At 45.0% G+C, this 23,381-nt stretch carries 17 protein-coding genes; 12 read left to right on the top strand and 5 right to left on the bottom strand.

Going from position 1 to position 23,381, the window contains the following annotated elements; all coding sequences use genetic code 11:
- Nucleotides 1-102: 102 nt before the first annotated feature.
- Complete coding sequence (gene radD, locus ACTRWI_RS02095) at nucleotides 103-1,845, bottom strand: DNA repair helicase RadD (protein ID WP_499128951.1); 1,743 nt, start codon at nucleotides 1,843-1,845, stop codon at nucleotides 103-105.
- A 97-nt stretch (nucleotides 1,846-1,942) separates the two neighbouring features.
- Between radD and rsuA the strand changes: the two genes are divergently transcribed.
- The 3 genes from rsuA (at nucleotide 1,943) to ACTRWI_RS02080 (ending at nucleotide 4,672) form a co-directional block, all read left to right on the top strand.
- Nucleotides 1,943-2,638, top strand: a complete 696-nt coding sequence (rsuA, locus tag ACTRWI_RS02090) for a 16S rRNA pseudouridine(516) synthase RsuA (protein ID WP_499128949.1) — start codon at nucleotides 1,943-1,945, stop codon at nucleotides 2,636-2,638.
- Nucleotides 2,639-2,792: 154 nt separating this feature from the next.
- Nucleotides 2,793-4,010 (top strand): Bcr/CflA family multidrug efflux MFS transporter, encoded by a 1,218-nt coding sequence (locus ACTRWI_RS02085; RefSeq protein WP_499128948.1) that lies wholly within the window; start codon nucleotides 2,793-2,795, stop codon nucleotides 4,008-4,010.
- Nucleotides 4,010-4,672 carry a DUF2913 family protein gene (locus ACTRWI_RS02080; protein ID WP_499128946.1) on the top strand — a complete coding sequence of 221 codons (663 nt, stop codon included), beginning with the start codon at nucleotides 4,010-4,012 and terminating at the stop codon, nucleotides 4,670-4,672. The genes ACTRWI_RS02085 and ACTRWI_RS02080 overlap by 1 nt, the downstream gene beginning before the upstream one ends.
- A gap of 132 nt (nucleotides 4,673-4,804) precedes the next feature.
- Here ACTRWI_RS02080 and ACTRWI_RS02075 read toward each other — a convergent pair whose 3' ends face one another.
- Nucleotides 4,805-6,265 carry a DUF2867 domain-containing protein gene (locus tag ACTRWI_RS02075; RefSeq protein WP_499128944.1) on the bottom strand — a complete coding sequence of 487 codons (1,461 nt, stop codon included), beginning with the start codon at nucleotides 6,263-6,265 and terminating at the stop codon, nucleotides 4,805-4,807.
- A gap of 96 nt (nucleotides 6,266-6,361) precedes the next feature.
- On the opposite strand from ACTRWI_RS02075, the gene ACTRWI_RS02070 reads away from it, so the two are divergent.
- The 5 genes from ACTRWI_RS02070 to nhaA all read left to right on the top strand — a co-directional run bounded on the left by ACTRWI_RS02070 (nucleotide 6,362) and on the right by nhaA (nucleotide 13,539).
- The gene (locus tag ACTRWI_RS02070; protein ID WP_499128943.1) at nucleotides 6,362-7,735 is read left to right on the top strand and encodes an MATE family efflux transporter; all 1,374 of its coding nucleotides are present in this window, start codon (nucleotides 6,362-6,364) and stop codon (nucleotides 7,733-7,735) included.
- 122 nt (nucleotides 7,736-7,857) lie between these two features.
- Nucleotides 7,858-8,529, top strand: coding sequence for an ABC transporter ATP-binding protein (locus ACTRWI_RS02065; RefSeq protein WP_499128941.1), 672 nt, complete (start codon nucleotides 7,858-7,860; stop codon nucleotides 8,527-8,529).
- Nucleotides 8,510-10,963 carry an ABC transporter permease gene (locus ACTRWI_RS02060; RefSeq protein WP_499128939.1) on the top strand — a complete coding sequence of 818 codons (2,454 nt, stop codon included), beginning with the start codon at nucleotides 8,510-8,512 and terminating at the stop codon, nucleotides 10,961-10,963. The genes ACTRWI_RS02065 and ACTRWI_RS02060 overlap by 20 nt, the downstream gene beginning before the upstream one ends.
- An 82-nt stretch (nucleotides 10,964-11,045) precedes the next feature.
- Complete coding sequence (locus tag ACTRWI_RS02055) at nucleotides 11,046-12,101, top strand: lipocalin-like domain-containing protein (protein ID WP_499128937.1); 1,056 nt, start codon at nucleotides 11,046-11,048, stop codon at nucleotides 12,099-12,101.
- A gap of 274 nt (nucleotides 12,102-12,375) precedes the next feature.
- Nucleotides 12,376-13,539, top strand: a complete 1,164-nt coding sequence (nhaA, locus tag ACTRWI_RS02050; protein WP_499128935.1) for a Na+/H+ antiporter NhaA — start codon at nucleotides 12,376-12,378, stop codon at nucleotides 13,537-13,539.
- A 194-nt stretch (nucleotides 13,540-13,733) separates the two neighbouring features.
- Here nhaA and ACTRWI_RS02045 read toward each other — a convergent pair whose 3' ends face one another.
- Nucleotides 13,734-14,342: an OmpA family protein gene (locus ACTRWI_RS02045; protein WP_499128933.1), complete on the bottom strand. Its 609-nt coding sequence runs from the start codon at nucleotides 14,340-14,342 to the stop codon at nucleotides 13,734-13,736.
- A 2-nt stretch (nucleotides 14,343-14,344) separates the two neighbouring features.
- A complete protein-coding gene (locus ACTRWI_RS02040; RefSeq protein ID WP_499128932.1) occupies nucleotides 14,345-15,652 on the bottom strand; it encodes a TolC family outer membrane protein in 1,308 nt (435 codons plus the stop codon).
- A 687-nt stretch (nucleotides 15,653-16,339) separates the two neighbouring features.
- Here ACTRWI_RS02040 and ACTRWI_RS02035 point away from each other — a divergent pair.
- The 4 genes from ACTRWI_RS02035 (at nucleotide 16,340) to fabV (ending at nucleotide 21,264) form a co-directional block, all read left to right on the top strand.
- On the top strand, nucleotides 16,340-16,522 hold the full coding sequence (locus ACTRWI_RS02035; RefSeq protein ID WP_499128930.1) for a hypothetical protein: 183 nt from the start codon (nucleotides 16,340-16,342) through the stop codon (nucleotides 16,520-16,522).
- Between the two features lie 361 nt (nucleotides 16,523-16,883).
- Entirely contained in the window at nucleotides 16,884-17,513 is a 630-nt protein-coding gene (gene psrA / locus ACTRWI_RS02030) for a TetR family transcriptional repressor PsrA (protein ID WP_499128928.1), read from the top strand.
- A gap of 56 nt (nucleotides 17,514-17,569) precedes the next feature.
- The gene (locus tag ACTRWI_RS02025) at nucleotides 17,570-19,852 is read left to right on the top strand and encodes an acyl-CoA dehydrogenase (RefSeq protein WP_499128926.1); all 2,283 of its coding nucleotides are present in this window, start codon (nucleotides 17,570-17,572) and stop codon (nucleotides 19,850-19,852) included.
- 209 nt (nucleotides 19,853-20,061) lie between these two features.
- Entirely contained in the window at nucleotides 20,062-21,264 is a 1,203-nt protein-coding gene (gene fabV / locus ACTRWI_RS02020; protein WP_499128925.1) for an enoyl-ACP reductase FabV, read from the top strand.
- A gap of 285 nt (nucleotides 21,265-21,549) precedes the next feature.
- On the opposite strand, the gene ACTRWI_RS02015 is transcribed toward fabV, so the two are convergent.
- A complete protein-coding gene (locus ACTRWI_RS02015; protein WP_004741561.1) occupies nucleotides 21,550-23,232 on the bottom strand; it encodes an aspartate:alanine antiporter in 1,683 nt (560 codons plus the stop codon).
- Nucleotides 23,233-23,381: the final 149 nt, after the last annotated feature.

The following is a 23,381-nucleotide window of genomic DNA, read 5'->3' as shown; positions in this document are numbered from 1 at the left end:
AAGTGAACCTGATTAATAATGAGAAATTGATACCTAAAAATTTGACGATTAAATCGCCAACACATCATGGAGACTAACCATCAAGTGTTAAGACGGTAATCATTAACGTTGTTGAAGTTCGTCTTCGAATATCTTGTCTCTCATTTTCCAAAAGCGACCAACTTTACGTGCAATCACAAATTGTGGTGGGCGAAATCTATGTTGGTGAGCAACCACTTTCGACGGTGACGCTTCCTCGAAAGGTCTGTGTCTATCTGCAAGATGAGGGCGAACGAACTGATCTTTAAAGTTCTGCTTTTGCTTCTTGGTGGTCAATGACCAAAATTCATGGACTTGCGCTTGGTTTTCACCACGGTAGGTGACCTTAAGTTGCGACTTTCCTTTGTCGTCCTTCAGAACATTAAGGTCCATCTCTAAACATTCAAACACCAAAGCATCTTTTAGATTGAGTGCCTCTTTGAGCTTTTTGTCTGGGTCTACCAAGGTAGCGTCACATTCATGACAAATGCGTGCTGCAATGTCGTTGTCGGCGCCGCACTCTCCACAGTATTTGGCGCGGAAGCGATAGTTACAATGCTCACGTTCACCGGTGTCTTCATCCGTGAAGTATCCTTGGCATTTACGGCCAAAGTGTTCAAGCAAGAAGCCATTGCTGTCTAGCTTGCCCCAGAAATTGTTATTGAAGCCACAAGCTGGGCAGGGAATAGTGATGATTTCACTATCTGAATCTGGCTTAGGGTCGCCGACTTCTGGTTGGTAAAGGTCATAGCTGTTACCCGCATAATCGAGCACCAAACACTCTTTTTTTCCCGGAGATAAACGTAAGCCACGTCCTACGATTTGTTGGTATAAGCTGATGGATTCAGTTGGGCGAAGAATCGCAATTAAATCAACATGAGGGGCGTCAAATCCGGTGGTTAATACCGACACGTTGACCAAGAATTTGATTTTGTGTTCTTTGAAATCATTGATGATTTGGTCACGCTCTAATGTCGGTGTATCACCGATGACAATCGCAGCTTCCCCTTCGGGTAGTAAGCCTAGGATCTCTTGAGCGTGCCTTACGGTTGCTGCAAAGACCATGATGCCCAGTTTGTCTTGGGCGAGGTGAATAATTTGATCGACAATCTGTGGTGTGGCTCTTTTTGATTGTTCGATCACCATATCCAGCTCGGCTTCTTTGTATCGACCTGTGCTCGCAGGTTTTAACTGTGAGAAGTCATAACTCAATACCGGCGCATCTATCATGCGAGCTGGTGTTAAAAAGCCTTCGTCGAGTAGGTAACGAATCGGTAACTCGAAAATACAATCTCTGAAGAATCTTGGTTCTTCTGAACGCACTTGTCCGCGAGTGTGGTATTGGTAAATCCAACCCATCCCTAAGCGATAAGGGGTTGCCGTTAAGCCAAGCACCTTGATACCCGAGTTGTTTTCACGCAAGTGAGTGATCACTTTCTGATAGCTACTGTTCTTTTCGTCGGGTACTCGGTGGCATTCATCGATAACCAAAAGTGAAAATTGGTTAGAGAATGAATCGAGGTTGCGGACCACAGATTGAACGGATGCAAATACCACTTGTTGGTCGGTCTCCTTACGGCCTAATCCTGCAGAGAAAATGGAGCCATTTAACCCATAACCTTCATACTTTTCATGGTTTTGCTCGACAAGCTCTTTCACGTGAGCCAGTACCAATACGCGACCTTTCGCAAGCCTTGCCAGCTCAGCGATGACCAAACTTTTTCCAGCCCCTGTCGGTAGCACGAGAACAGCCGGTGTTTGGTGTTTTCTGAAGTAATGAATGACTGATTTTACTGAGTCTGCTTGGTATGGGCGGAGTGTATACATATCGCGTCTTGTAAAATGGAGAACAAATAGTGTGAAATAGCTCAACTAATCGAGCAAAGGTGACTATAATACCCGACTTAGATTAGTTGAGGTATTCATGCGTTTAGATAAATTTCTGTGCGATGCACTAGGCATTACTCGAAAAGAAGCAACACAATTATTAAAAACAAAGACTGTGACAGTAAATGATGTCATGCAAAAAAGCGGTTCAGTTAAATTAACTGAAGAGTGTGTTGTGGAATGGCAAGGCAATGAACTTCGTGTTCAAGGTCCACGTTACATTATGTTGTATAAGCCAGAAGGCTTTGTTTGTTCGCATGAAGATGGCTCAAATCGCACCGCATTTGAATTGCTTGATGAAATCAAAATGGACAAGCTGCACTTTGCAGGTCGTCTAGACGTTGATACTACAGGCTTAGTACTGATCACTGATGACGGTAAATGGTCTCACCGTATTACCGCACCAAAACACAAGTGTGAAAAGATGTACCGTGTGTGGTTGGTTGATCCAGTAGAACCAGACTACGTTGAAAAATTCAAAGAGGGCATCCAGCTTAGGAGCGAAGATGGCCTAACACTTCCTGCGCACCTTGAAGTGCGTGCAGAGCGTGAAGTGCTATTAACGATTCACGAAGGCAAATATCATCAAGTTAAACGCATGTTTGCTGCTCTTGGTAACAAGGTAGAAGCACTACACCGTGAACGCATTGGTGAAATCGAGATGGACGAATCTCTTGAGCTGGGTGAGTACCGTTACCTAACGCAAGAAGAAGTGGATTCTATCTGGAAGTAACCCTTAGCTATTAATTTATAGCGCTCTCGTTGCAAAGCCGACCAAGGATAGAGTCGGCTGATGATGTTGACTGGTACTAGGAAAGTCTCAGCCAATCTTTTGACTGGCGTGCTCACGCCGGTCCTAGCTTTATCAGTTAAACATTCGGAGAACCATGCAGACATCTACCCCACAGAGTCCAAGCTCTCAACCAGAAACTCCTCAATTAGGCTTAGTACTATTCTTGATCTTAGGTGCGATTGGTGCGCTAACGCCGCTCGCGATCGATATGTACTTGCCTGCAATGCCGACCATTGCAAAAGATCTTGGTGTAACGGCGGGCGAAGTTCAGATCACGCTAACGGCTTATACCGCAGGTTTTGCGTTGGGTCAGCTGCTGCATGGCCCATTAGCTGATAGCTATGGACGTAAGCCAGTACTCTTGATTGGTGTGTTATTGTTTGCGATTGCTTCTGTGGTGAGTGCCACAACCCACGGCATTGAAGCGCTGACTTACGTTCGTACTGCACAAGGTTTTGCAGGCGCAGCGGCAGCTGTAATTATCCAAGCGGTTGTACGTGACATGTTTGATCGAGAAGATTTTGCGAGAACCATGTCTTTCGTAACCTTGGTTATGACGGTTGCGCCACTTATCGCACCAATGATTGGTGGTTACTTGGCACTGTGGTTTGGTTGGCGCTCAATTTTCTGGGTACTGGCTATCTTTGCAGTGATCGTCATTCTAGCGGTATCGATGAAGATTCCTGAGACGCTACCGGTAGAAAATCGACAGCCATTGCGTTTCAAAACGACGATTCGTAACTACGCTCGTTTATGTAAGAACCCAACGGCAATGGGCCTAATTTTCTCGGGCGCATTTTCTTTCTCGGGAATGTTCGCATTCTTAACCGCTGGTTCGTTTGTTTACATCGACATCTACGGTGTGCGTCCAGACTTATTTGGTTACCTGTTTGGCTTGAACATCGTTGCGATGATCTTGATGACGAGCATTAATGGCCGAATCGTGAAGAAAGTCGGCTCTCATGCGATGCTGCGAGTGGGTTTAACCATTCAGTTGTTCGCTGGTTTAGGTTTGTTGGTCGGCTGGTCATTAGATATCGGCCTGTGGGGCATTGTGCCATTCGTAATGCTGTTTATCGGCACATTGTCTACCATTGGTAGTAATTCAATGGCGCTGCTACTCAGTGGGTACCCGAATATGGCTGGTACGGCATCATCACTCGCGGGCACATTAAGATTTGGTACTGGTTCTGTGGTTGGAGCAATTGTCGCAATGCTACCAAGTGATACTGCAGGCCCGATGGCTGTGGTGATGGCAGCATGTGCAATACTGTCAGCATTACTATATTGGACATTTGGAAAGAAGGCATAATGTCAAAATACTATATTGAAATTCAGAAGCTTGTGAACACCGCACTTGGTGAGCTTTATGCGCTACACAAGTCAGGCAAAGCGATTGACGCACCTATCGCAAACAACCTATACCTTGTTCGCTGGGTAACTAAAGCAATCAAAGCACAAGCGTATGATCGTGTTGTTGTGCCTGATTTGGTTCGCTGGCAAAAGCAGGGCCGTTCAAAAGGTAATAACTCTGATTTAACCTTTACGTTTAAGCGAATCTCAGCGTTTTACGCTCAGTTCTTCCCTGAAGGTGAAGAACCTAAAGAACTAAAAGACAGTGACGTTGAAGCCTTTATGGACAAAATGTACGAGATGGGTTGGAGCGTATCGAGTGAAGATGAGTTAACCACGGGCGGCAAAATTCAGTTCTTTACCGATGGTGAGCACTCATTCGCGCTATGTGGAAAGCAGTGTGATGACTCTTTCGACGGTGAGTTGATGGTTAAGCCGATGAACTGGTTTGTTCGTGGTAACCACGCTGAGTTTATCCAAGCAGCGATGGAAGCGGGTTTCATGCTTCACAAAGTGACGGACTACAAGTCTGCTGTGAAGTACCACGGTGAATATATCGTGTACCCAGCGAACCAAGGCAACCAATTGGCTGAGATCCCAATTAGCTTTGTTGCTGAGTAGCAGAAACGAGATTAGAGATACCAAGAGCGGAATTATCCGCTCTTTTTTGCCTCTCATAGCGAGTGTCGCTATTCGAACCTCAAATCTGCTTTAATCAATTCGCATCTCGCCACTCGAGTCCCGCTTCTGCTTTTAATCTTTTCTAATCTCGTCACTAGACTCCCGTATCTGCTCTTGTGCCTGCTTCTCTATCGCTTTTACCATACCTTTAAATATAAACAGGTGAGCTGGCATCATTGCGAACCAATACAGTAGCCCCAGAAAGCCTTTAGGGTGCCACCAAGCAGTGATGTTTAATTCACGCGTGCCTCCGTTATCAGAAACCGTGATTTCCAGTCGTCCTAAGCCTGGACCCTTCATGCCGAACAACAGCGATAAGAATTGGTTCTCTTCACAGCGAATCACTTTCCATGAGTCAATTTTGTCGCCTACTTTTAGTTTTGGCCCTTTTGGCATTTGTCTAACGGGTACTCCGCCACCAAAGAGAAGATCTAACCACTCCCTTGTGCGCCATAGAGCGTTAGCGAAGAAGTAACCCTGTTTAGGGCTTCCAATCTGTTGAGCTACGTGCCAGAGCGATTCTAGTGAGGCTGTCGACGTGATACTTGCACCTGTCTTTTTCGGATAGTAGCCGTATCCCGTTTGCCAGCGTTTAAAAGCGGTTTTATCAAAGCCCCACACATTACTTTTTACGAAGTTGCCCTCAGCGTGAATTGCTTGTTCAACCATGCTCTCGAACGACACGAGTTTTTGCGGATATTTTTCTTGGATGGTGGTCGAGTTGGCTATGAAGTCATGCTTTAAACCCGCGAGCAATGCTCTGCCTATGTTGGAAGGGACAGAGGTCACCACGCCAAGCCAATAAGAGGCGATCTTAGGCGTAAGTAGGGAAATCGCCCATAATCTAAGTGGACGATCGGCAGTTTTAGCGATATGTGCAAATTGATTGCGATAAGAGACGATATCTGGACCGCCTGCCTCAAAGGTCTGGTTGTCGCTTGGGTTATCTTGCGCGAGCTTTAGTAAGTAGTGATTGAGGTTTTTCAATGCGATAGGGTTAGCTTTTGAGTCGACCCATTTCGGCGCAATCATGATTGGTAGGTTGTAAACGAAGTCTCGCATTATCTCAAAGGCCGCCGAACCAGGGCCAATGATGACGCCGGCTCGTAGCTCAGTAACGGGAACCGAGCCTTTACGAAGTACTTGTCCAGTTTTCTTTCTCGCTTGAAGGTGCTCAGAATCGCCAGTTTGAGGTTGAAGTGAACTTAAGTAGATGACGTGTTGGTTTTTAGGGCCAAGTGCGGACACAAAGTTACGGGCCAGGCTTAGCTCGTAGTCAATGAAGTCATGACCTTCCGCCATACCATGGACAAGGAAGAAGATGAGGTCAAAATCAGGGACTAAAGCTTGTGTTGCCGCTTGGTCAGCCAGATCGAGATATTCGAGTGATAAATTTTCATGTGGCTTGGTTCGTGCTTTTAAGTAGTCGATGTGCCTTGCTGCAGCGGTTACTTGATAACCTTGTTCTAGTAGCAGAGGAAGCAGCTGTGAACCAACATATCCAGAAGCGCCTAAAACCAGTACTTTCTTCATCGTTACTCCATTTATATCTGTGGTTAAAAACCGAACATTGATATAATAGCGTGATATTTATCTATATTCATCAACACGTTCCGTTCAGGTGTGCCTATGCTGCTCTCTTCAATTATCCATCACACTCGCGGTGACTTTGTTCGCAGGCTGATTGCCATTGCTTTGCCAATCACCTTTCAGAGCATTATGTTTTCAAGCCGAGGCTTGGTGGATGTGCTGATGTTAGGTCAACTTGGGGAGGCAGATATTGCGGCGGTTGGTGTTGCCAGCCGTGCGATGTTTGTGACGACTATTATGCTGGTGGGTGTGACTACTGGTGGTGCTCTGCTTACTGCCCAGTATTGGGGAGCCGGTGATAAGCAAGGGGTAAGGGAAAGTACCGCATTGACCTGGTTGGTTTCGACCCTGTTTGCTCTTCTGACGATTGTCTTCTTTGTCTCTTTCCCTGCTCAAATCATGGGTGTGACGACCGATTCTCAAGAAGTGATCAGTTTAGGTGTTGAATACATCGTCATTACCTCTTTTAGTATGTTGGCGGTGTCGTGCGTTAGTAGTATGGCCGTTGGCTTACGAGCGATGCACAAACCTGGGCTAAGTACTTTCTTCAGTGGTATCGGTATCTTATCTAATGTGTTTTTAAACTGGGTGCTGATCTTCGGTAACCTAGGTTTTCCTGCTCTTGGTATCAAAGGTGCCGCGATAGCCACGGTATTAAGTGGCGCTATCGAAGTGGCGACTTTGTTTGGTTACCTCTATTTCTCTAAACACTTACTCGCTTTCAAGTTCTGTGACATCAAAGCTGCTGCAACGGTCGATAAAATTATGCGTTTCTTGAAGCTGTCCTTGCCTACAACTTTCAACTTCTTAGCTTGGGCTGGTGGCTTGTTTGCTTATCACGCCATCATGGGACAATCAGGTGTGCAAGGTTTAGCAGTGCTTTCGGTGATGACGCCTGTTGAATCTATCTCATTGAGCTTATTGATAGGGATGTCGAACGCAGCTGCGGTATTGGTGGGGAACCAACTCGGCGCCAAGAACAACGAAGCGGTTTATTACCAAGCGCTCGGTATTACTATTTTATGTTTTTTAACCAGTGTTGTGGTTGCGATTTTCCTCTACTTTGTGCAAACACCAATCTTGAACGCGTTTAGTGCATTAACGGAAGAAACCCGAGCGCTTTCTGAGAAGTTTATTTTGATCCTCAGTGTCGGTATTGTGATTCGCTCAATTCCGATGACGGTGATTGTCGGTGTGTTGAGAGCGGGTGGCGACGTTAAGTTCTGCCTCTACCAAGATCTTATAGCACAGTGGGTGATTGGTATTCCGTTAGCGGTTATCGCGGCCATCTACTTTAGATTTCCACCTGAGTGGGTGTACTTGCTTTTCCTCACTGAAGAGGTGATTAAGTGGAGCGGTTCGCTGTATCGCATGAAAACCAGAAAATGGATTAAAAATTTGATAGGAAGTTGAAGTAGGGCGCATCAATCGCAGCACTTTATCGTTGGCATGTGATCTATCTTTCAAAATACTTCCTCCCAACAGGGAATTAGTGTAGATTCTCCTTCCAAATTCTAACTAATGCGAGCTGTTGAATGTTAAAGCTGTTAGACCTATGTAAAGGCTATGTTGATGGGGGGGAATTCCACCCTGTTTTACAAGGTGCTGAACTGACATTGAATAAAGGTGACCAACTCGCATTAATGGGCGAAAGCGGCTCAGGAAAAAGTACTCTGCTCAACCTAATTGCAGGTTTGGATCTCGCTGACTCTGGCGAAATCGTTTTTCCAAATTTCAACATGCACGATTCTACCGAGCGTGAACGTACCGCTTATCGTCGAAACAACATTGGCCATATCTTCCAGCAGTTCAACTTATTACCCACGTTGAATATCGCAGATAACATCCGTTTTTGCCGCCAGCTAAAAGGCTTACCTGAAGATAAAGGTTTATGGAGACAGATTCTTTCTGCTTTAGACCTTATGCCTCTACTTGGTCGTTACCCAGAGGAAGCGTCGGGTGGTCAGCAACAACGTGCCGCGATCGCTCGAGCCTTGTATATGGAACCAAAAATCTTATTGGCCGATGAACCGACTGGTAGCTTAGATGAGCGAAATGCCGAAGCGGTAATGCGCTTGCTGACTTCTTTAGCTCGCCAATTAGAATGTACGCTACTGTTGGTAACGCACAGTGAAAAAGTTGCCCTGCACATGGACGGCCGGATCCGCTTACAAGGAGGACAGCTGCATGTTATGGCCCGTAGTTAAGGCGCTACTCGGTCACTATCGACGTTACCCTCTACAAATTATCTTGGTATGGCTAGGCTTAACTCTTGGCGTATCACTATTGGTTGGTGTTACTGCTATCAACCAACACGCCAAGCAAAGTTATGCTCATGGCGAAAAACTCTTTTCGAATCCTCTTCCTTACCGTATTCGACCAAAACACAACGCCAATAAAATCCCGCAAGGTTTTTATATCCAGCTTCGCCGTGAAGGCTTTCAACAGTGCTCTCCTTTTGATCACCATCGTATCACTGATGAAAATGGCGTGAATTTCACATTGATTGGTATCGATCCTGTTTCGATGCTTCAACTGCAACCGGGCGTGGCGTTAAAAGATCTCAATACGTTGAACCTGATGAAACCGCCGTACCCAATCCTTGTGAGCGACGATCTTGCTGAACACATGAAGTGGAAGAACGGTGACTATATCCACCTTATGGATGGTTCTGATCTTGGCCCATTAATGGTCGATCAAAATAACATTATTGATGGTACTAGGCTGATTGCTGACATTTCGTTACTTAGAATGTTGAAACGCAGCGCTGGCCTGTCGGTGATTGCATGTTCAGACATGTCTACTGAAAAGTTTGAACGCCTCAAAAACATGCTACCTAATGGCTTGACGATTTCTCGCAGCTCTAAAGCAGAACTTGAGTCACTCACTAATGCATTCCACTTAAACCTAAAAGCGATGGGCATGCTGTCGTTTGTCGTAGGCTTGTTCATCTTCTATCAAGCGATGTCACTGTCTTTTATTCAGCGTCAGCCATTGGTGGGGATCTTAAGACAAACCGGTGTCTCGGGTTGGCAGCTCACTAAAGCGCTATGTTTAGAGCTATTGATTCTGGTTTTACTGAGCTGGATCTGCGGCAATGTTTTTGGTGTGATGTTGGCCAACCAACTGTTACCAGCTGTGTCTTCTAGCCTTGGCGACTTATATGACGCCAATGTTGGTTTAACGATTGATTGGAATTGGCGTTGGAGCGGTTACAGCTTAATGATGGCATTGATTGGTGCTTTCTTAGCTTGTGCTTGGCCATTGGTTCGCTTACTCAAATCTCAGCCGATTCGTTTGTCTTCTCGCTTATCCCTGATGCGTTTTGCGGGTACTGAGTTCACTTGGCAAGCTTTGATAGGTTGTGGCTTCCTTGTAGCTGCAGTTGCGGTTTATCAAGCGCCACAAACTCAAGAGTCTGGTTTTGCCATCATTGCTTTAATGCTGGTTAGTGTGGCTTTGTTTACACCGTTTTTGATGTGGAAGCTATTCAACAGCCTCTCTTACTCACTGCGTTGGGTTCGTGCTCGCTGGTTCTTTGCTGATGCTGCATCTAGTATGAGTTACCGCGGTGTTGCGACTATGGCCTTTATGTTGGCGTTAACCGCGAACATTGGTGTAGAAACGATGGTCGGCAGTTTCAGAGACACTACGGACAAATGGTTAACACAGCGATTAGCCGCTGACCTATATATATATCCAACAAACAATGCAGCAGCACGTATGAGTAACTGGTTGTCAGAGCAGCCAGAAGTTGACTCTGTGTGGTGGCGTTGGGAAAAAGATGTCGCTTCTCCACTAGGCAGTATTCAAGTGGTGAGCACCGGGCCTTCAGAGGGCGAGCTTGAAGCATTAACGATTAAACTCGGTATCCCGAATTACTGGTATCACTTACACCACTCTAAAGGTGTATTGATCAGTGAATCCATGTCACTCAAGCTAGATATTCGCCCAGGCGATTATATTGATCTCTACGATAATTTAGGCTCTGGCTGGCAGGTCGTCGGTGTGTATTACGATTATGGTAATCCTTATCACCAAGTGATGATGTCACATCGAAACTGGTTATACGGCTTTGCAGGTCGAGGCAATGTGGGGCTTGGCGTCATACTGAAAGATGATGTGAATTCAGTAGGGCTTAGAAGCCGATTGGAAAGTCTATTTAGACTCGGTTCTGAACGCATATTCGATAACAACAATATTCATAGCCAAGCGATGCGAGTGTTTGATAGAACCTTCGCCATTGCAGATACCTTAGGTAACATTACCCTTGTGATAGCCGTGTTTGGTATCTTCTTTGCGACGGTCGCTGGTGAGGTTTCAAGACAAAGGCATATATCGTTGCAACGATGTTTAGGCGTATCGGCGAAAGAGTTGATCCTTACCGGGAGTTTACAGCTGTTTGTGTTTGGGCTTATCTCTTCATTAATCGCGGTTCCACTTGGTTTAGCGTTGGCGAACTTGATCGTTGATATCGTTATCAAGCAGTCTTTTGGCTGGTCACTCGAGTTACAAGTGCTCCCTTGGGACTATTTCGAGACATTTGCTTGGGCAATGGCGGCCTTGATGTTAGCAGGTGCTTTACCAGTGATGAGAATGATTCGGAACACACCGATGAAATCACTAAGGGATGCGCTTTAATATGTTTCTAAGGAATAGTTCAACCAAGTTAAGACATCGATTTTTATCATCTCTGTTATTGTTCAGCTTTTTCGGCATCTTTTTGAGTGTCTGGGGCTACTATTCCTATTTTGTCGATCCTGGCGAAAAAGGGGTCAACGAGATTAATTCGGTGTTGGTCAGCGAACATTTCAATGTATTTGAACCTGTCCTACCTGACCGAGGTGTATCTCTTCCTCGAGACTTCAAGTTCCACCCGGAATTTCAGCACGAGTGGTGGCACTATTTTGCGTCTTTGAAAGGGGAAGATGGCAAGGACTATTCGGTTCAATGGAGCTTCTTCCGCATTGCAACGGATGAGCGTGAAACTCCGGGATGGCAGAGCTCACAAGTTTACATCTCGAATGTGGTGATTTCTTCTAAATCCAAAGTGTGGAAAGAGCAGCGAATGGCTCGTGGTGGCATTGGTCAAGCTGGGATGACCAGTCGTCCATTTAGAATTTGGATTGATAATTGGAATTGGTGCTCACTGGGGAACACACCGTTTCCTGGTCGTCTACAAGTACAAACGGATACGTTTGGGCTGCAATTAGATACAGTGGCAACAGGACCATATGTACTTAATGGCGATAACGGTTATCAGAAAAAGCATGATCTGCTACCTGTCGCGTCTTACAACTTTAATGCTCCGTTTTTATCACTGAGTGGTGTACTGAACCTTGATGGCGTAGCTAAAGAAGTAGAAGGCACAGCGTGGGTTCACAAAGAGTGGGGTAGTGGCTTACTTGGAGTTGGTCAGCAAGGCTGGGATTGGTTTGTGTTTAACCTTGATGATGGTACAGCACTGAGCATCAACCGCTATCGCCATAATCAGCAGTTACCTTATGTGTTCGGAACGTTAGCCACTCGTTCTGGTAAGGTTTACCAGTTAACGGAATCGGATATTTCGATTCAGCCTTTGCAGAACACAAGGCTAATGAACGGCAGACGAATGCCGCTTCAATGGATCATTAACGTCCCTAAGCACGATATCAACTTGACTACGCGTATCATTCGTCGAGATATGTGGCTGCCATTTGTCATACCTTATTGGGAAGGGCCAATAATGGCCAGCGGCAGCCATGAAGCGTCCGGCTTTATGCAGCTCACCGGCTACTAAAAAACACTTAAGGCTATCATTTGATAGCCTTTTTTATGCTTCTTAATTTTGTTAGCACTCAATGAATTGTGCATACAGGTGTGATGTTCTCATCTATACTTAGTTTATGGTGCATAACAATATTATGGAATATACGACGTATTATTTAGTATTTGTAGGAAAAACCGAAGTTAAACATCCAAAGAAGTGATTATTTATCGATAAAGCTTGGATATAAACTCATGGTTATTCTTTGTTATTCGTTTATTTAAATAATAAATATAAGGGCGAAATCATGACCGACGTCATCCGTGACTTCTTTAAAATGGAATCTGCTGGCGGCATCATCCTAGTTATCGCTGCGGCGATCGCAATGTTTGTAGCAAACTCACCACTGAACGAAATGTACCAGGGCATCCTGCACAGTTACGTTCTCGGTATGTCTGTGTCTCACTGGATCAACGATGGCTTGATGGCTGTCTTCTTCCTTCTAATTGGCTTAGAAGTTAAACGTGAGCTTTTAGAAGGCGCATTAAAGTCTAAAGAGACTGCTATCTTCCCAGCTATCGCTGCGGTAGGTGGTATGTTGGCTCCTGCACTTATTTACGTGCTATTTAACTCTAGTAACCCTGAAGCGCTTCAAGGTTGGGCTATCCCGGCTGCAACTGATATCGCATTCGCGTTGGGTATCATGGCACTTCTTGGTAACCGCGTACCGGTAAGCTTGAAAGTGTTCCTGCTAGCTCTAGCAATTATTGATGACCTAGGTGTTGTTGTTATCATTGCGTTGTTCTACTCAGGTGACTTATCAACACTTGCACTTACAGTTGGTTTTATCGCAACAGGTGTGCTGTTCATGCTAAACAACAAGCATGTGACTAAACTGAGCGCTTACCTGATTGTCGGTGCGATTCTGTGGTTCGCAGTATTGAAGTCTGGTGTTCATGCAACATTGGCGGGTGTAGTAATTGGTTTTGCTATCCCACTGAAAGGCAATAAAGGAGAGAATTCACCACTGAAACACCTAGAGCACGCACTGCACTCATACGTAGCTTTTGTAATTCTGCCAATCTTCGCATTTGCAAACGCAGGTATCTCACTGGAAGGTATTTCAATTTCAAACCTTACAGGCATGCTGCCTCTAGGTATCGCTCTAGGTCTATTGATTGGTAAGCCGCTGGGTATCTTCCTGTTCAGCTGGGGTGCTGTGAAAACAGGTGTCGCTAAGCTTCCTGAAGGTGTGAACTTTATGAATATCTTCGCGGTTTCTGTGTTGTGTGGTATCGGCTTTACTATGTCTATCTTTATTTCATCGCTGGCATTTGGCTCTACAAACGCAGATTTCGATACGCTTGCTCGATTAGGTATCCTGATGGGCTCAACGACTGCAGCTATCTTAGGTTACTTCCTGCTAAGCCTTTCTTTACCTAAAACTAAACACCAAGAAGTAAAACTTTAATTGGTGATTGGCTCGACTAACCGTCGAGCCATTTCTTGAGTAACAAGTTAAATCTTGAATCGTAACAATAACCACTGAGCTATTCCCTAGAGCAACGTGTTTAAAAATACATCAAAGCCGCGATAGTCAATCCTATCGCGGCTTTTCTCTTGTTATGCTTGTTATAGCGGTTTCTCTTATCGGTAGATCTATATCTATTTTTTAAGTGTGGTGAAAATAGTCCACTCCTCAACGATTTGTTCGCTTAAGCCAACCACGGTTGCTGTTACTCTGCGGTTTAAAGCGTGTGATGTTGCATCGTCACCGTCACTTTCTAAAATATCTTCACCGTAACCTACGACTCTGACGCGGCTTGGATCTATGCCGTTTGATAGCAACTCAACTTCGACATTGTGAGCGCGTTTCTTTGAAAGCTCTAAGTTATATTCGCTAGAGCCAACTTTACTTGCGTAGCCTTGAATCTCGATGGACGCACTTTGGTAGGTTTCCAAAAACTGAGCCATTGTGGTTATCTGGTCAGAGAAAATCCGGTTCACTTCGTAAGAATCGTTAGCAAATAGTATATTGAGTTGTCTAACTTCTTCCGAAAGCACGATCGCCCCGCAACCTTCGTTGTCGATTAACGACGCTGGAGGTGTTATAGGGCAGGCGTCTCTCGCATTGACGACACCGTCTTTGTCATCGTCTTGTAGATCGGATATTTGATCGGCTTCGGGGGTCTCAATATATTTCTCCTCTTGTTGGCTAGAACAAGCGAGTAGGGACATTGTTAGTGCAGGAAGCATTATGTAGGTTACCTTCATGATCAATACTCCACGGCCGTTGTCCATTCATCTGGAATGTCAACCAGCAGAGCATTCAATAAAGAACCGGTCGCGTTCATTACTCGATACTTAGCATATTGCTCAGCGTAATGAGCATCTAGGTAATCTTTTCGAGCTTCAAACAATTCATTCTCAGTGTTCAGCAAGTCAAGAAGAGTACGTTTACCTATCCGGTACTGTTTGCCATAAGCGATAACCGTTTCTGATGCCGAATCCACATGGTCAGATAAGAAGTTCTTTTGTTGCAGTGTTAAGTCTAATGCACTCCAAGATAGACGCAGCCCTTCTTCTACTTGTCGATAAGCTCTGTCTCTCAAGTCTTTTGCTTTATTCAGTTGATAGGCGGCGGCTTCCGAGTTCGCGCTGTCTGTGCCACCGTTGTAGAGGTTGTATCGCATTCTCAGCATCGCCAATGTTTCTTGGTTAGGACCTTCGTCACCGCCAGCGTCATCCCGCCATGATTGAGATGCCTCGATGGAGAATGTTGGGTAATTCACGCCCTTTGATTGTTTGTATTGGAAGTGTGCTGAATCGACATCCGCGTTAGCGACTTTGATAACTGGGTGTTGGTCTAGCGCATCAACCAGTGCATCCGACAGTGACAGTGGGAGCATTGAAATATCGGCTCTCGGATAAACTAAGCCGAGTGGCTCTTGACCCACGATTCTTCTAAATTGGGTATGCGTGTCAACAAGGTTGTTTTGTGCAGCCAGTAAGTTACTGTGAGCTTTTGCGATCCTTGCTTCTACTTGTGATACGTCTGCTGTTGAACCGATACCAGAGCTTGCTCGCTTTTTGATGTCTTTGTAAATTTTCTTGTGTATAGCAAGGTTACTCTCTGACAAGGCTAATACCTCAGTCGCTTTTACCGCGTCTAGATAAATCTGTGTAACTTCAAGCGCTTTGTCTTCTGCATCAGCCAATAGCTGTAACCGGACCGATTCGGCATCTGCAGCAGTACGATCCATATCGTAGAGCGTCGCTGAACCATCCCACAATAATTGAGTGAGGGAAATCGTTGCTTCTTTTCTCGTGAGGTCGGTATCTGGGCCATTGTTTGGCGCAGGGTTTATGCCCTCGTAACCAATCCCTGCATCTAAGTCGATACTTGGTCGGTATGCTCCCCCAGAGGCATCGTTCCGCTTTCTCACGCTCTCAAACTCGTTAAAGATACTTTTTATCTCTGGATTGGTTGCCAAAGTGATAGCGACAGCCTGTTCCAAGGTTTGAGCGGCGAGCGGTGTGGTGATGACTAAGTAACACATCATGGATAGTTTGAACAATCTCAAAGTAGCTCTCCTTCTACTTTAATAGTCTCCTCTTTTTCTCAACTAATGTTACCCGTTGAATTGAGAGAAGTGTACTAATCGAAGCTTAGAACATCTGTAAAAAAATGCGAAGTTTAAAGGCTTGTTTTTGCCTGTAAGTGTCTGTTGCTATTCAACAATTTGATATTAGTACCAATCGCTATCTTTTAGTGGGTTTGTTATCAATGGTGGCGCTACTAAATATATGGAGTGAAGCAACCACATCTCTGGGTGGGCTTTAGTGCGTGTGTGGTTGGTTTTGGGCTGAAGTAGGAACTGAGTTATAGGTAGTGTGAAACTCAATATTCTAGGCCTTGCGAGCTGCAGTATTGTGCTTGACGCTCAGGGTAGATTGCGTCAGTTAGCACCGGACGAACAACCAACTTCGACTGATGTCGTGATTAGTTTTGCCGAGAACGAAGAGAGTGTGCCAAGTGTTTCGGCATGATTCGTTGATAACCAAGGGCAACAAAGTGACTTGGAGATTAATGACGCAATCGCACAAGTCGAACGTGCCATTGAGGATGGATTTGATCCAACTGAGCTAGGAGGTTAGCTGGACCGAGAATCAAGGTTATTAACCCCCCCCCCCCAATCTTTACCCAACAGCTCATCAAGTTGAGTCTGCTAATGCGATTCAACTAGGTGAGCTCTCTATTGCTCCCAGTGGTGGCTAGATTTACAACGTTATATGATTATTTTGGGAAAAGAGGGGCAGCGCTTGATAACAGCATCAATGTGGTTCAAGAGTTCGCTGTAGGTGAAGACTTGCTTGAGTCTAGTTACATTTTAGACGCGACGGGTGGTGACTCTCTAGACTCTCTAATTCCTGAAATTGTTGTGGAAATTTAGTGTCGAAGGATCGCCAATCACAGGCAAAAAAAACCCAAACCAACGTGGTTTGGGCGGATATAAGCATAGGAGTTAATAAGGAAAATGCAGTAATTAAGAAAGCAGGGTACATAACACGTTTGACGGCCTGTTAAACTTTTAAATACTCTGTTTTCTACTTAATTTATGACTCTCCATTTCTGAATCAGTTCCCAGAAAATTCATTAAATTTTATTTTTTCTTAAATCTCCTGCGATTCAATTGGTTAGTGACGATATTCTATAACTGGTACGACCAATTTGTGAAAGTGTGATGTTGCTTGCTTGTTAAATAAATGTTCTCGTCGTATATTTCAAACAGTTGTTTAATACGAGTGATTGAAATGGCACCAAGAAGTACAACCAAAGACAAAATCTTAGACGTAGCTGAAGGCTTGTTTGCTGAGCATGGTTTTAATGACACCTCTTTACGCACCATTACGGGTAAAGCGAATGTCAATCTAGCTTCAGTGAACTACCACTTTGGCGACAAGAAAACTCTGGTTCGTGCAGTACTCAATCGCTACTTGGAAGCATTTATGCCTGCATTGCAAGATGCACTAGTGAATTTAAACTTGAACGAAACGTATTCTATGAATGACGTGTTTGAGTCTTTAAGACAGCCACTACGAGCACTGAATGATGTAAGGCCAAATGGTACCAGCCGATTCATGTTACTTATCGGCAGAGGCTACACGGATGTACAGGGACATTTGCGTTGGTTCATTACGACTCGTTATAGCGAAGTGCTGACTTTGTTTACCAGCTCAGTAATGAAAGCTAACCCGAACCTCACTAAAGAACAGTTATTTTGGCGTTTGCACTTCACCCTCGGGACTTGTGTATTCACCATGGCTTCGAGTCAGGCTCTCGTAGAAATCGCAGAGAATGATTACGGAAAGAAAATGGATGCCAAAGCAGTGGTCGATATTTTAATTCCATACTTGGCCGCTGGCATGTCAGCAAAAGAATAAAACAATAAAAAGCGAATAAATTCACAACCAATATAGTGAACAAAAGGATCTGAACTATGAGCTCTCTAAGACAAAAATGGGTAAGTGACCCAGCTTTTAAACTCTTTAAAAAAGTACTTCCACCACTATCTAGCACAGAGAAAGAAGCGATGGAAGCGGGTAGCGTGTGGTGGGATGGAGAGCTGTTCTCTGGTAAACCAGATTTCACTAAGCTGCACCAATATCCAAAGCCTCAACTTTCGTCAGAAGAGCAGTCTTTTATGGACAATGAGCTAGAAACCTTGCTTTCTATGCTTGATGACCATCAGATTGTGAAAGAAGATCGAGATCTTCCGAAGGAAGTTTGGAACTTCTTACGAAAAGAGCGCTTCTTCTCGTTGATCATTTCTAAAGAGTACGGTGGTCGCGAATTTTCGGCACACGCAAACTCAACGATTGTTACTAAGATCGCAACTCGCAGTATCAGTGCCGCAGTTTCTGTAATGGTTCCTAATTCACTGGGTCCAGGTGAGCTTCTATCTCACTATGGTACTCAAGAACAGAAAGATTACTGGCTGCCACGCCTTGCTGACGGTACAGATATCCCATGTTTTGCACTAACAGGCCCAGAAGCGGGTTCTGATGCAGGCGGTATTCCTGATGTGGGTACCGTATGTATGGGTATGCACGAAGGTAAAGAGACATTAGGTATCAAGCTTAACTGGAACAAGCGCTACATCACGCTAGCACCAGTAGCAACAGTGCTTGGCCTAGCATTCAAACTGCACGATCCAGAAAAACTGTTGGGTGATAAAGAAGATATCGGCATCACGTGTGCGCTTATTCCAGCAGACCATGAAGGCGTTGTGATTGGTGAGCGCCATGACCCACTAGGTCTTGCTTTCATGAACGGTCCAACACGTGGTCATGATGTATTCATTCCAATGGAGTGGTTAATCGGTGGCGCGGATTACGCAGGTAAAGGCTGGCGTATGCTAGTTGAATGTCTATCTGCAGGTCGTGGTATCTCATTACCAGCACTAGGCACGGCAATGGGACACCTAACGGCAAGAACAACAGGTGCATACGCATACGTTCGTAAGCAGTTTGGTATGTCGATTGGTAAGTTTGAGGGCGTTGCTGAGAGCTTAGGTCGCATTGGTGGCTTAACGTACCTACTAGAAGCGACAAGAACTCTGACGACGACATCGCTTGATATGAAAGAGAAGCCGGGCATTATAACGGCTATCGCGAAATACCACATGACAGAAATGGCACGTACAATTCTGAATGATTCAATGGATATTCACTCTGGTCGTGCAATTCAAGATGGTCCAATGAACTACTTGGCAGCACCTTACCTAGGTATCCCAGTTGCAATCACGGTAGAAGGCGCAAACATCCTGACTCGTAACCTGATGATTTTCGGTCAAGGTGCAACACGTTGTCATCCATACGTATTGAGCGAAATGGAAGCGGCAGCTAACCCGGATGAGAAGCAAGGTGCGAAAGACTTCGATGACTTGTTGTTCAAGCATATTGGTCACGCAACTAAGAACACGTTTGGTGCGTTCGGTGCTGCATTGACTGGCTCTAAGTTCATTAAAGCGGACATGAGTGGTCCAACTAAGCCTTACTACCAAGACTTAACTCGTCTAAGCCGTGCATTAGCGGTAAGTGCAGACTTCGCTATGCTTACTCTAGGTGGTGAACTGAAACGTAAAGAGCTTATCTCTGCACGTTTAGGTGATGGTCTGAGCTACCTATACATGGCTTCAGCTGCGCTTAAGAAGTATGAAGACGAAGGTCGTCAACAAGCAGACCTAGACTATGTACACTACGCGGTTCAGCATTGTTTCCACCATGCTGCAAAAGCACTACAAGAGGCGTACCGTAACTTCCCGAATAAGGTCGTTGGTAAGTTACTTAAAGGTCTCATATTCCCTATGGGCAATCACTTCGAAAAACCAAGTGATGATCTGACAGTTCAGTTGGCTGAAAGCTTGATGACTCCGGGAGCGCACCGTGAACGTCTGACACACCTTTGCTACATCGGCCAGGAAGAGGACGATAGTGTTGGTTTGATGGAAAACGCGTTCAATGCGATGTACAGCATTAAACCACTTGAGCGTAAGATCTTCAAAGCGATTAAAGAGGGCAAAGTTGCTCGTAAGGGGCTACTGCAAGACAAACTTGCTCAAGCACTTTCGGCTGATGTATTAACTCAAGACGAAGTTGACCAAATCATTGCGGCAGACAAACTACGCTACGCTGCCATCCAAGTTGACCACTTCAGTCACGATTACAGTGAAACTTTGACGCGAAAAGAGTTAAAACCTAAGCTAAATAGCGTTGCTTAGATTAAGAAATGATAAAAGGCACCTTAAAAGGTGCTTTTTTTGTTTTTGTCGTAGAAGTCGCAATAGACGCGTTAACAAATGGTGACTTAGTCAGCAAATATTCACTGAGTGCTCCAACCACTTGCATTTTCACCACATTTTTACAGAAATTAGATGCCATTTGCGTATGAAACTTTTATCCTTAACCTGATTTTTTAAGGAAGTTGAATATGATCATCAAACCTCGAATTCGCGGATTCATCTGTACTACAACACATCCAGTCGGTTGTGAAGCTAATGTAAAAGAACAAATTGCTTACACAAAAGCTCAAGGCCCAATCGCAAACGCACCTAAACGTGTACTAGTTGTTGGCTCTTCAAGTGGCTACGGCTTGTCTTCACGTATTGCGGCTGCATTTGGTGGCGGCGCTTCAACTATCGGTGTTTTCTTTGAGAAAGCCGGTACTGAGAAAAAGCCAGGCACAGCTGGTTTCTACAACTCAGCAGCGTTCGACAAGTTTGCTAAAGAAGAAGGCCTATATTCAAAAAGCCTGAATGGCGATGCTTTCTCTAACGAAGCTAAACAGAAAACGATTGACCTGATCAAAGAAGATCTAGGCCAGATCGATATGGTTGTATACTCACTGGCGTCTCCAGTGCGTAAAATGCCAGAGACTGGCGAAGTCATTCGTTCATCTCTGAAGCCTATCGGTGAAACGTACACGTCAACTGCGGTTGATACAAACAAAGACACAATCATCGAAGCAAGCGTAGATCCTGCAACTGAAGAAGAGATCAAAGACACTGTTACTGTAATGGGCGGTGAAGATTGGGAACTTTGGATCAATGCTCTTTCTGAAGCTGGTGTTCTAGCTGACGGTTGTAAGACGGTTGCTTACAGCTACATCGGTACTGAACTAACGTGGCCAATCTACTGGGATGGCGCGCTAGGTAAAGCTAAGATGGATCTAGATCGTGCAGCGGCAGCGCTAAACGAGAAACTAGGCCAAACTGGCGGTACTGCAAACGTTGCTGTTCTTAAGTCTGTTGTGACTCAAGCAAGCTCTGCAATCCCTGTTATGCCTCTTTACATCGCTATGGTGTTCAAGAAGATGCGTGAAGAAGGTATTCACGAAGGTTGTATGGAACAGATCTTCCGTATGTTCAGCCAACGTTTATACAAAGAAGACGGCAGCGCTCCAGAAGTTGATGAAGTAAACCGTCTACGTCTGGATGACCTAGAACTGCGTGACGACATCCAAGAGCACTGTCGTAACCTGTGGCCTCAAATCACAACTGAAAACCTAAAAGAACTGACTGACTACGTTGAGTACAAAGAAGAGTTCTTGAAACTATTCGGTTTCGGTGTTGAAGGTGTTGATTACGAAGCTGACGTTAACCCTGCTGTTGAATTTGATGTAGCTGACATCTAACTCAAATTATCGAATCTAAACGAATAGGCGCTCATTGAGCGCCTATTTTTTTGTCTCAAAAGCAGATACGAGTGACGGTATGCGAAGAGGTTGAGAGTAGATGTGGGATTAGAGTGGCGGGATGCGAAAAGAATAGAGCTGTTTCGAGTGATGAGATTCGAGATACAAAGTGAGTTTAGAGCAGGAGCGGGGAAGAAGGCTGAACTGATTAAAATAGGCCATAAAAAATGCACTAACCCAAACATGAATTAGTGCATTAGAAGTGAATCAATTAGCGATGTGTGGCTAGCTGATTATGATGATGAAGGTACCGGCTAAGGTCATCAAGATGTTTGCTATCGCGTAGGTGCCCGCATAACCCAAAGCTGGGATTGTTGAGCGAGCGTGATCATTAACGATGTCCATCGCGGGGGCACAGGTTCGTGCACCGATGATCGCACCAAACAACAGTGCACGGTTCATCTTAAGTACGTAAGCTCCCACTAAGTAAGCGAAGAATACCGGGATCACACTGACTATCAGAGCAATACCAATAACCTGCGGACCAACTTGAGTTAAGTGTTCAAATATCTTACCACCGGCGCTTAAACCGATACCCACCATAAAGAACATCAAACCGAGGTCTTTGACCATGTTCAGTGCCCCTTGAGGTACATAACCAAAAGTAGGGTGGTTTGCACGCAAGAAACCGAGCATGATACCTGATAGTAGTAGACCAACCGCGTTACCTAAGCCAAATGAAACTTGGCCAAATGTCATGGTGATCAAACCAAATAGAATACCCAAGATGAAGAAGCTACAGAAAGCCATCAGATCCGCCATTTGGCTGTGGATCGAGATGAAACCAATCTTCTCCGCTAGGCCGTGAACACGACTTTTCTCACCACTCACCTGCAGAACATCACCTTTAGCAAGCACGATGTTTAAGTCCATCGGCATTTCAATCTGAGCTCGCACTACGCGGTTAAGGAAACAGCCGTATTCAGATAGGTTTAGATCTGAAAGACGTTTACCTGCAATGCTATCGCTTTTAACGACGATTTCTTCTTCGACAATACGTAAGTCCAAAAGGTTACGGTCGAAAACTTCTTTCCCGTTACGGAAGCTTGGGTCCAGACGAGCGTGACTATCTGGGAAACCAACCAATGCGATCTCATCGCCTTCTTGCAGGATGGCATCACCATCTGGGTGGGCAAGAATGCCATTACGGCGAATACGTTCGATATAACAACCCGTTTGGCGGTAGATACCTAGCTCACGTAAGTTTTTGCCGTCTGTCCAAGAGATCAGCTCTTGACCAACACGATAAGCACGAATGATTGGCAGATAAACCTTGCGCTGTCCTGATGCACCTAAGCCACGTTCCTGAGCAATTTGTTCAGCTGAGTCGTGTAGGTTCACTTTCTGAAGCTTTGGAATTAGACGGGCAAACATAATCATACTGATAAGGCCAACTAGATAAGCCATCGCGTAACCGACCGATAGGTTTTCGATAATCAGGCTTAAATCCATGTTCCTTGGCACTTCAGCAAGCCCTGAGTTGAGTGCGTCCTGCGCACCCACCAAGATGGGTGTTGCGGTCAGTGCGCCAGCCATCATACCGGCAGAAAGTCCGAAACCAAGGCCTAAGTACTCGCTACAGAAGTAAGTCAGCGCAATAGCGGTAGAGAGCACCACTAAACTTAAAATCAGATAGTGTTTGCCATCTCGGAAAAAGATACCAAAGAAGTTCGGCCCTGCTTCAATACCGACACAGTAGATGAATAGCATAAAGCCGATGGTTAGGGCGTCTGCGTTAAATGAGAAACCAAGGTGGCCCATCACAAGGGAAGTAATCAGAACGCCGATTGAATTACCAAGTTGCAGGCTACCGAAACGAATTTTACCAATGGCCAAACCAATCGATAACACAACAAAGATGAGGAGAATGGGGTTTTGTTCTAGCAGAAAAACAACGTCGATATTCACAGTGGTCGCTCAATAATAGGCGTGGAAACAGGGTAAGTTTGAAATGTGGATTGTATCTAAATATAAATAAATTATAAGTGATATTTTCCCTTTTTACTTGATTTTGACCAGATTCTTATTTCGTATGAAAACTGGCTATAAAAAAAGGT

Source organism: Pseudoalteromonas sp. G5_S1_14_S5 (assembly GCF_054968605.1).
Note: the sequence above shows the minus strand (reverse complement) of the source record. Positions and strands in the feature narration are given on the sequence as shown.

What these genes read in the sequence shown, in the direction of transcription:
- radD (WP_499128951.1), bottom strand. Translation starts at nt 1,845, where the DNA reads ATGTATACACTCCGCCCATACCAAGCAGACTCAGTAAAATCAGTCATT.
- rsuA (WP_499128949.1), top strand. Translation starts at nt 1,943, where the DNA reads ATGCGTTTAGATAAATTTCTGTGCGATGCACTAGGCATTACTCGAAAA.
- ACTRWI_RS02085 (WP_499128948.1), top strand. Translation starts at nt 2,793, where the DNA reads ATGCAGACATCTACCCCACAGAGTCCAAGCTCTCAACCAGAAACTCCT.
- ACTRWI_RS02080 (WP_499128946.1), top strand. Translation starts at nt 4,010, where the DNA reads ATGTCAAAATACTATATTGAAATTCAGAAGCTTGTGAACACCGCACTT.
- ACTRWI_RS02075 (WP_499128944.1), bottom strand. Translation starts at nt 6,265, where the DNA reads ATGAAGAAAGTACTGGTTTTAGGCGCTTCTGGATATGTTGGTTCACAG.
- ACTRWI_RS02070 (WP_499128943.1), top strand. Translation starts at nt 6,362, where the DNA reads ATGCTGCTCTCTTCAATTATCCATCACACTCGCGGTGACTTTGTTCGC.
- ACTRWI_RS02065 (WP_499128941.1), top strand. Translation starts at nt 7,858, where the DNA reads ATGTTAAAGCTGTTAGACCTATGTAAAGGCTATGTTGATGGGGGGGAA.
- ACTRWI_RS02060 (WP_499128939.1), top strand. Translation starts at nt 8,510, where the DNA reads ATGTTATGGCCCGTAGTTAAGGCGCTACTCGGTCACTATCGACGTTAC.
- nhaA (WP_499128935.1), top strand. Translation starts at nt 12,376, where the DNA reads ATGACCGACGTCATCCGTGACTTCTTTAAAATGGAATCTGCTGGCGGC.
- ACTRWI_RS02045 (WP_499128933.1), bottom strand. Translation starts at nt 14,342, where the DNA reads ATGAAGGTAACCTACATAATGCTTCCTGCACTAACAATGTCCCTACTC.
- psrA (WP_499128928.1), top strand. Translation starts at nt 16,884, where the DNA reads ATGGCACCAAGAAGTACAACCAAAGACAAAATCTTAGACGTAGCTGAA.
- ACTRWI_RS02025 (WP_499128926.1), top strand. Translation starts at nt 17,570, where the DNA reads ATGAGCTCTCTAAGACAAAAATGGGTAAGTGACCCAGCTTTTAAACTC.
- fabV (WP_499128925.1), top strand. Translation starts at nt 20,062, where the DNA reads ATGATCATCAAACCTCGAATTCGCGGATTCATCTGTACTACAACACAT.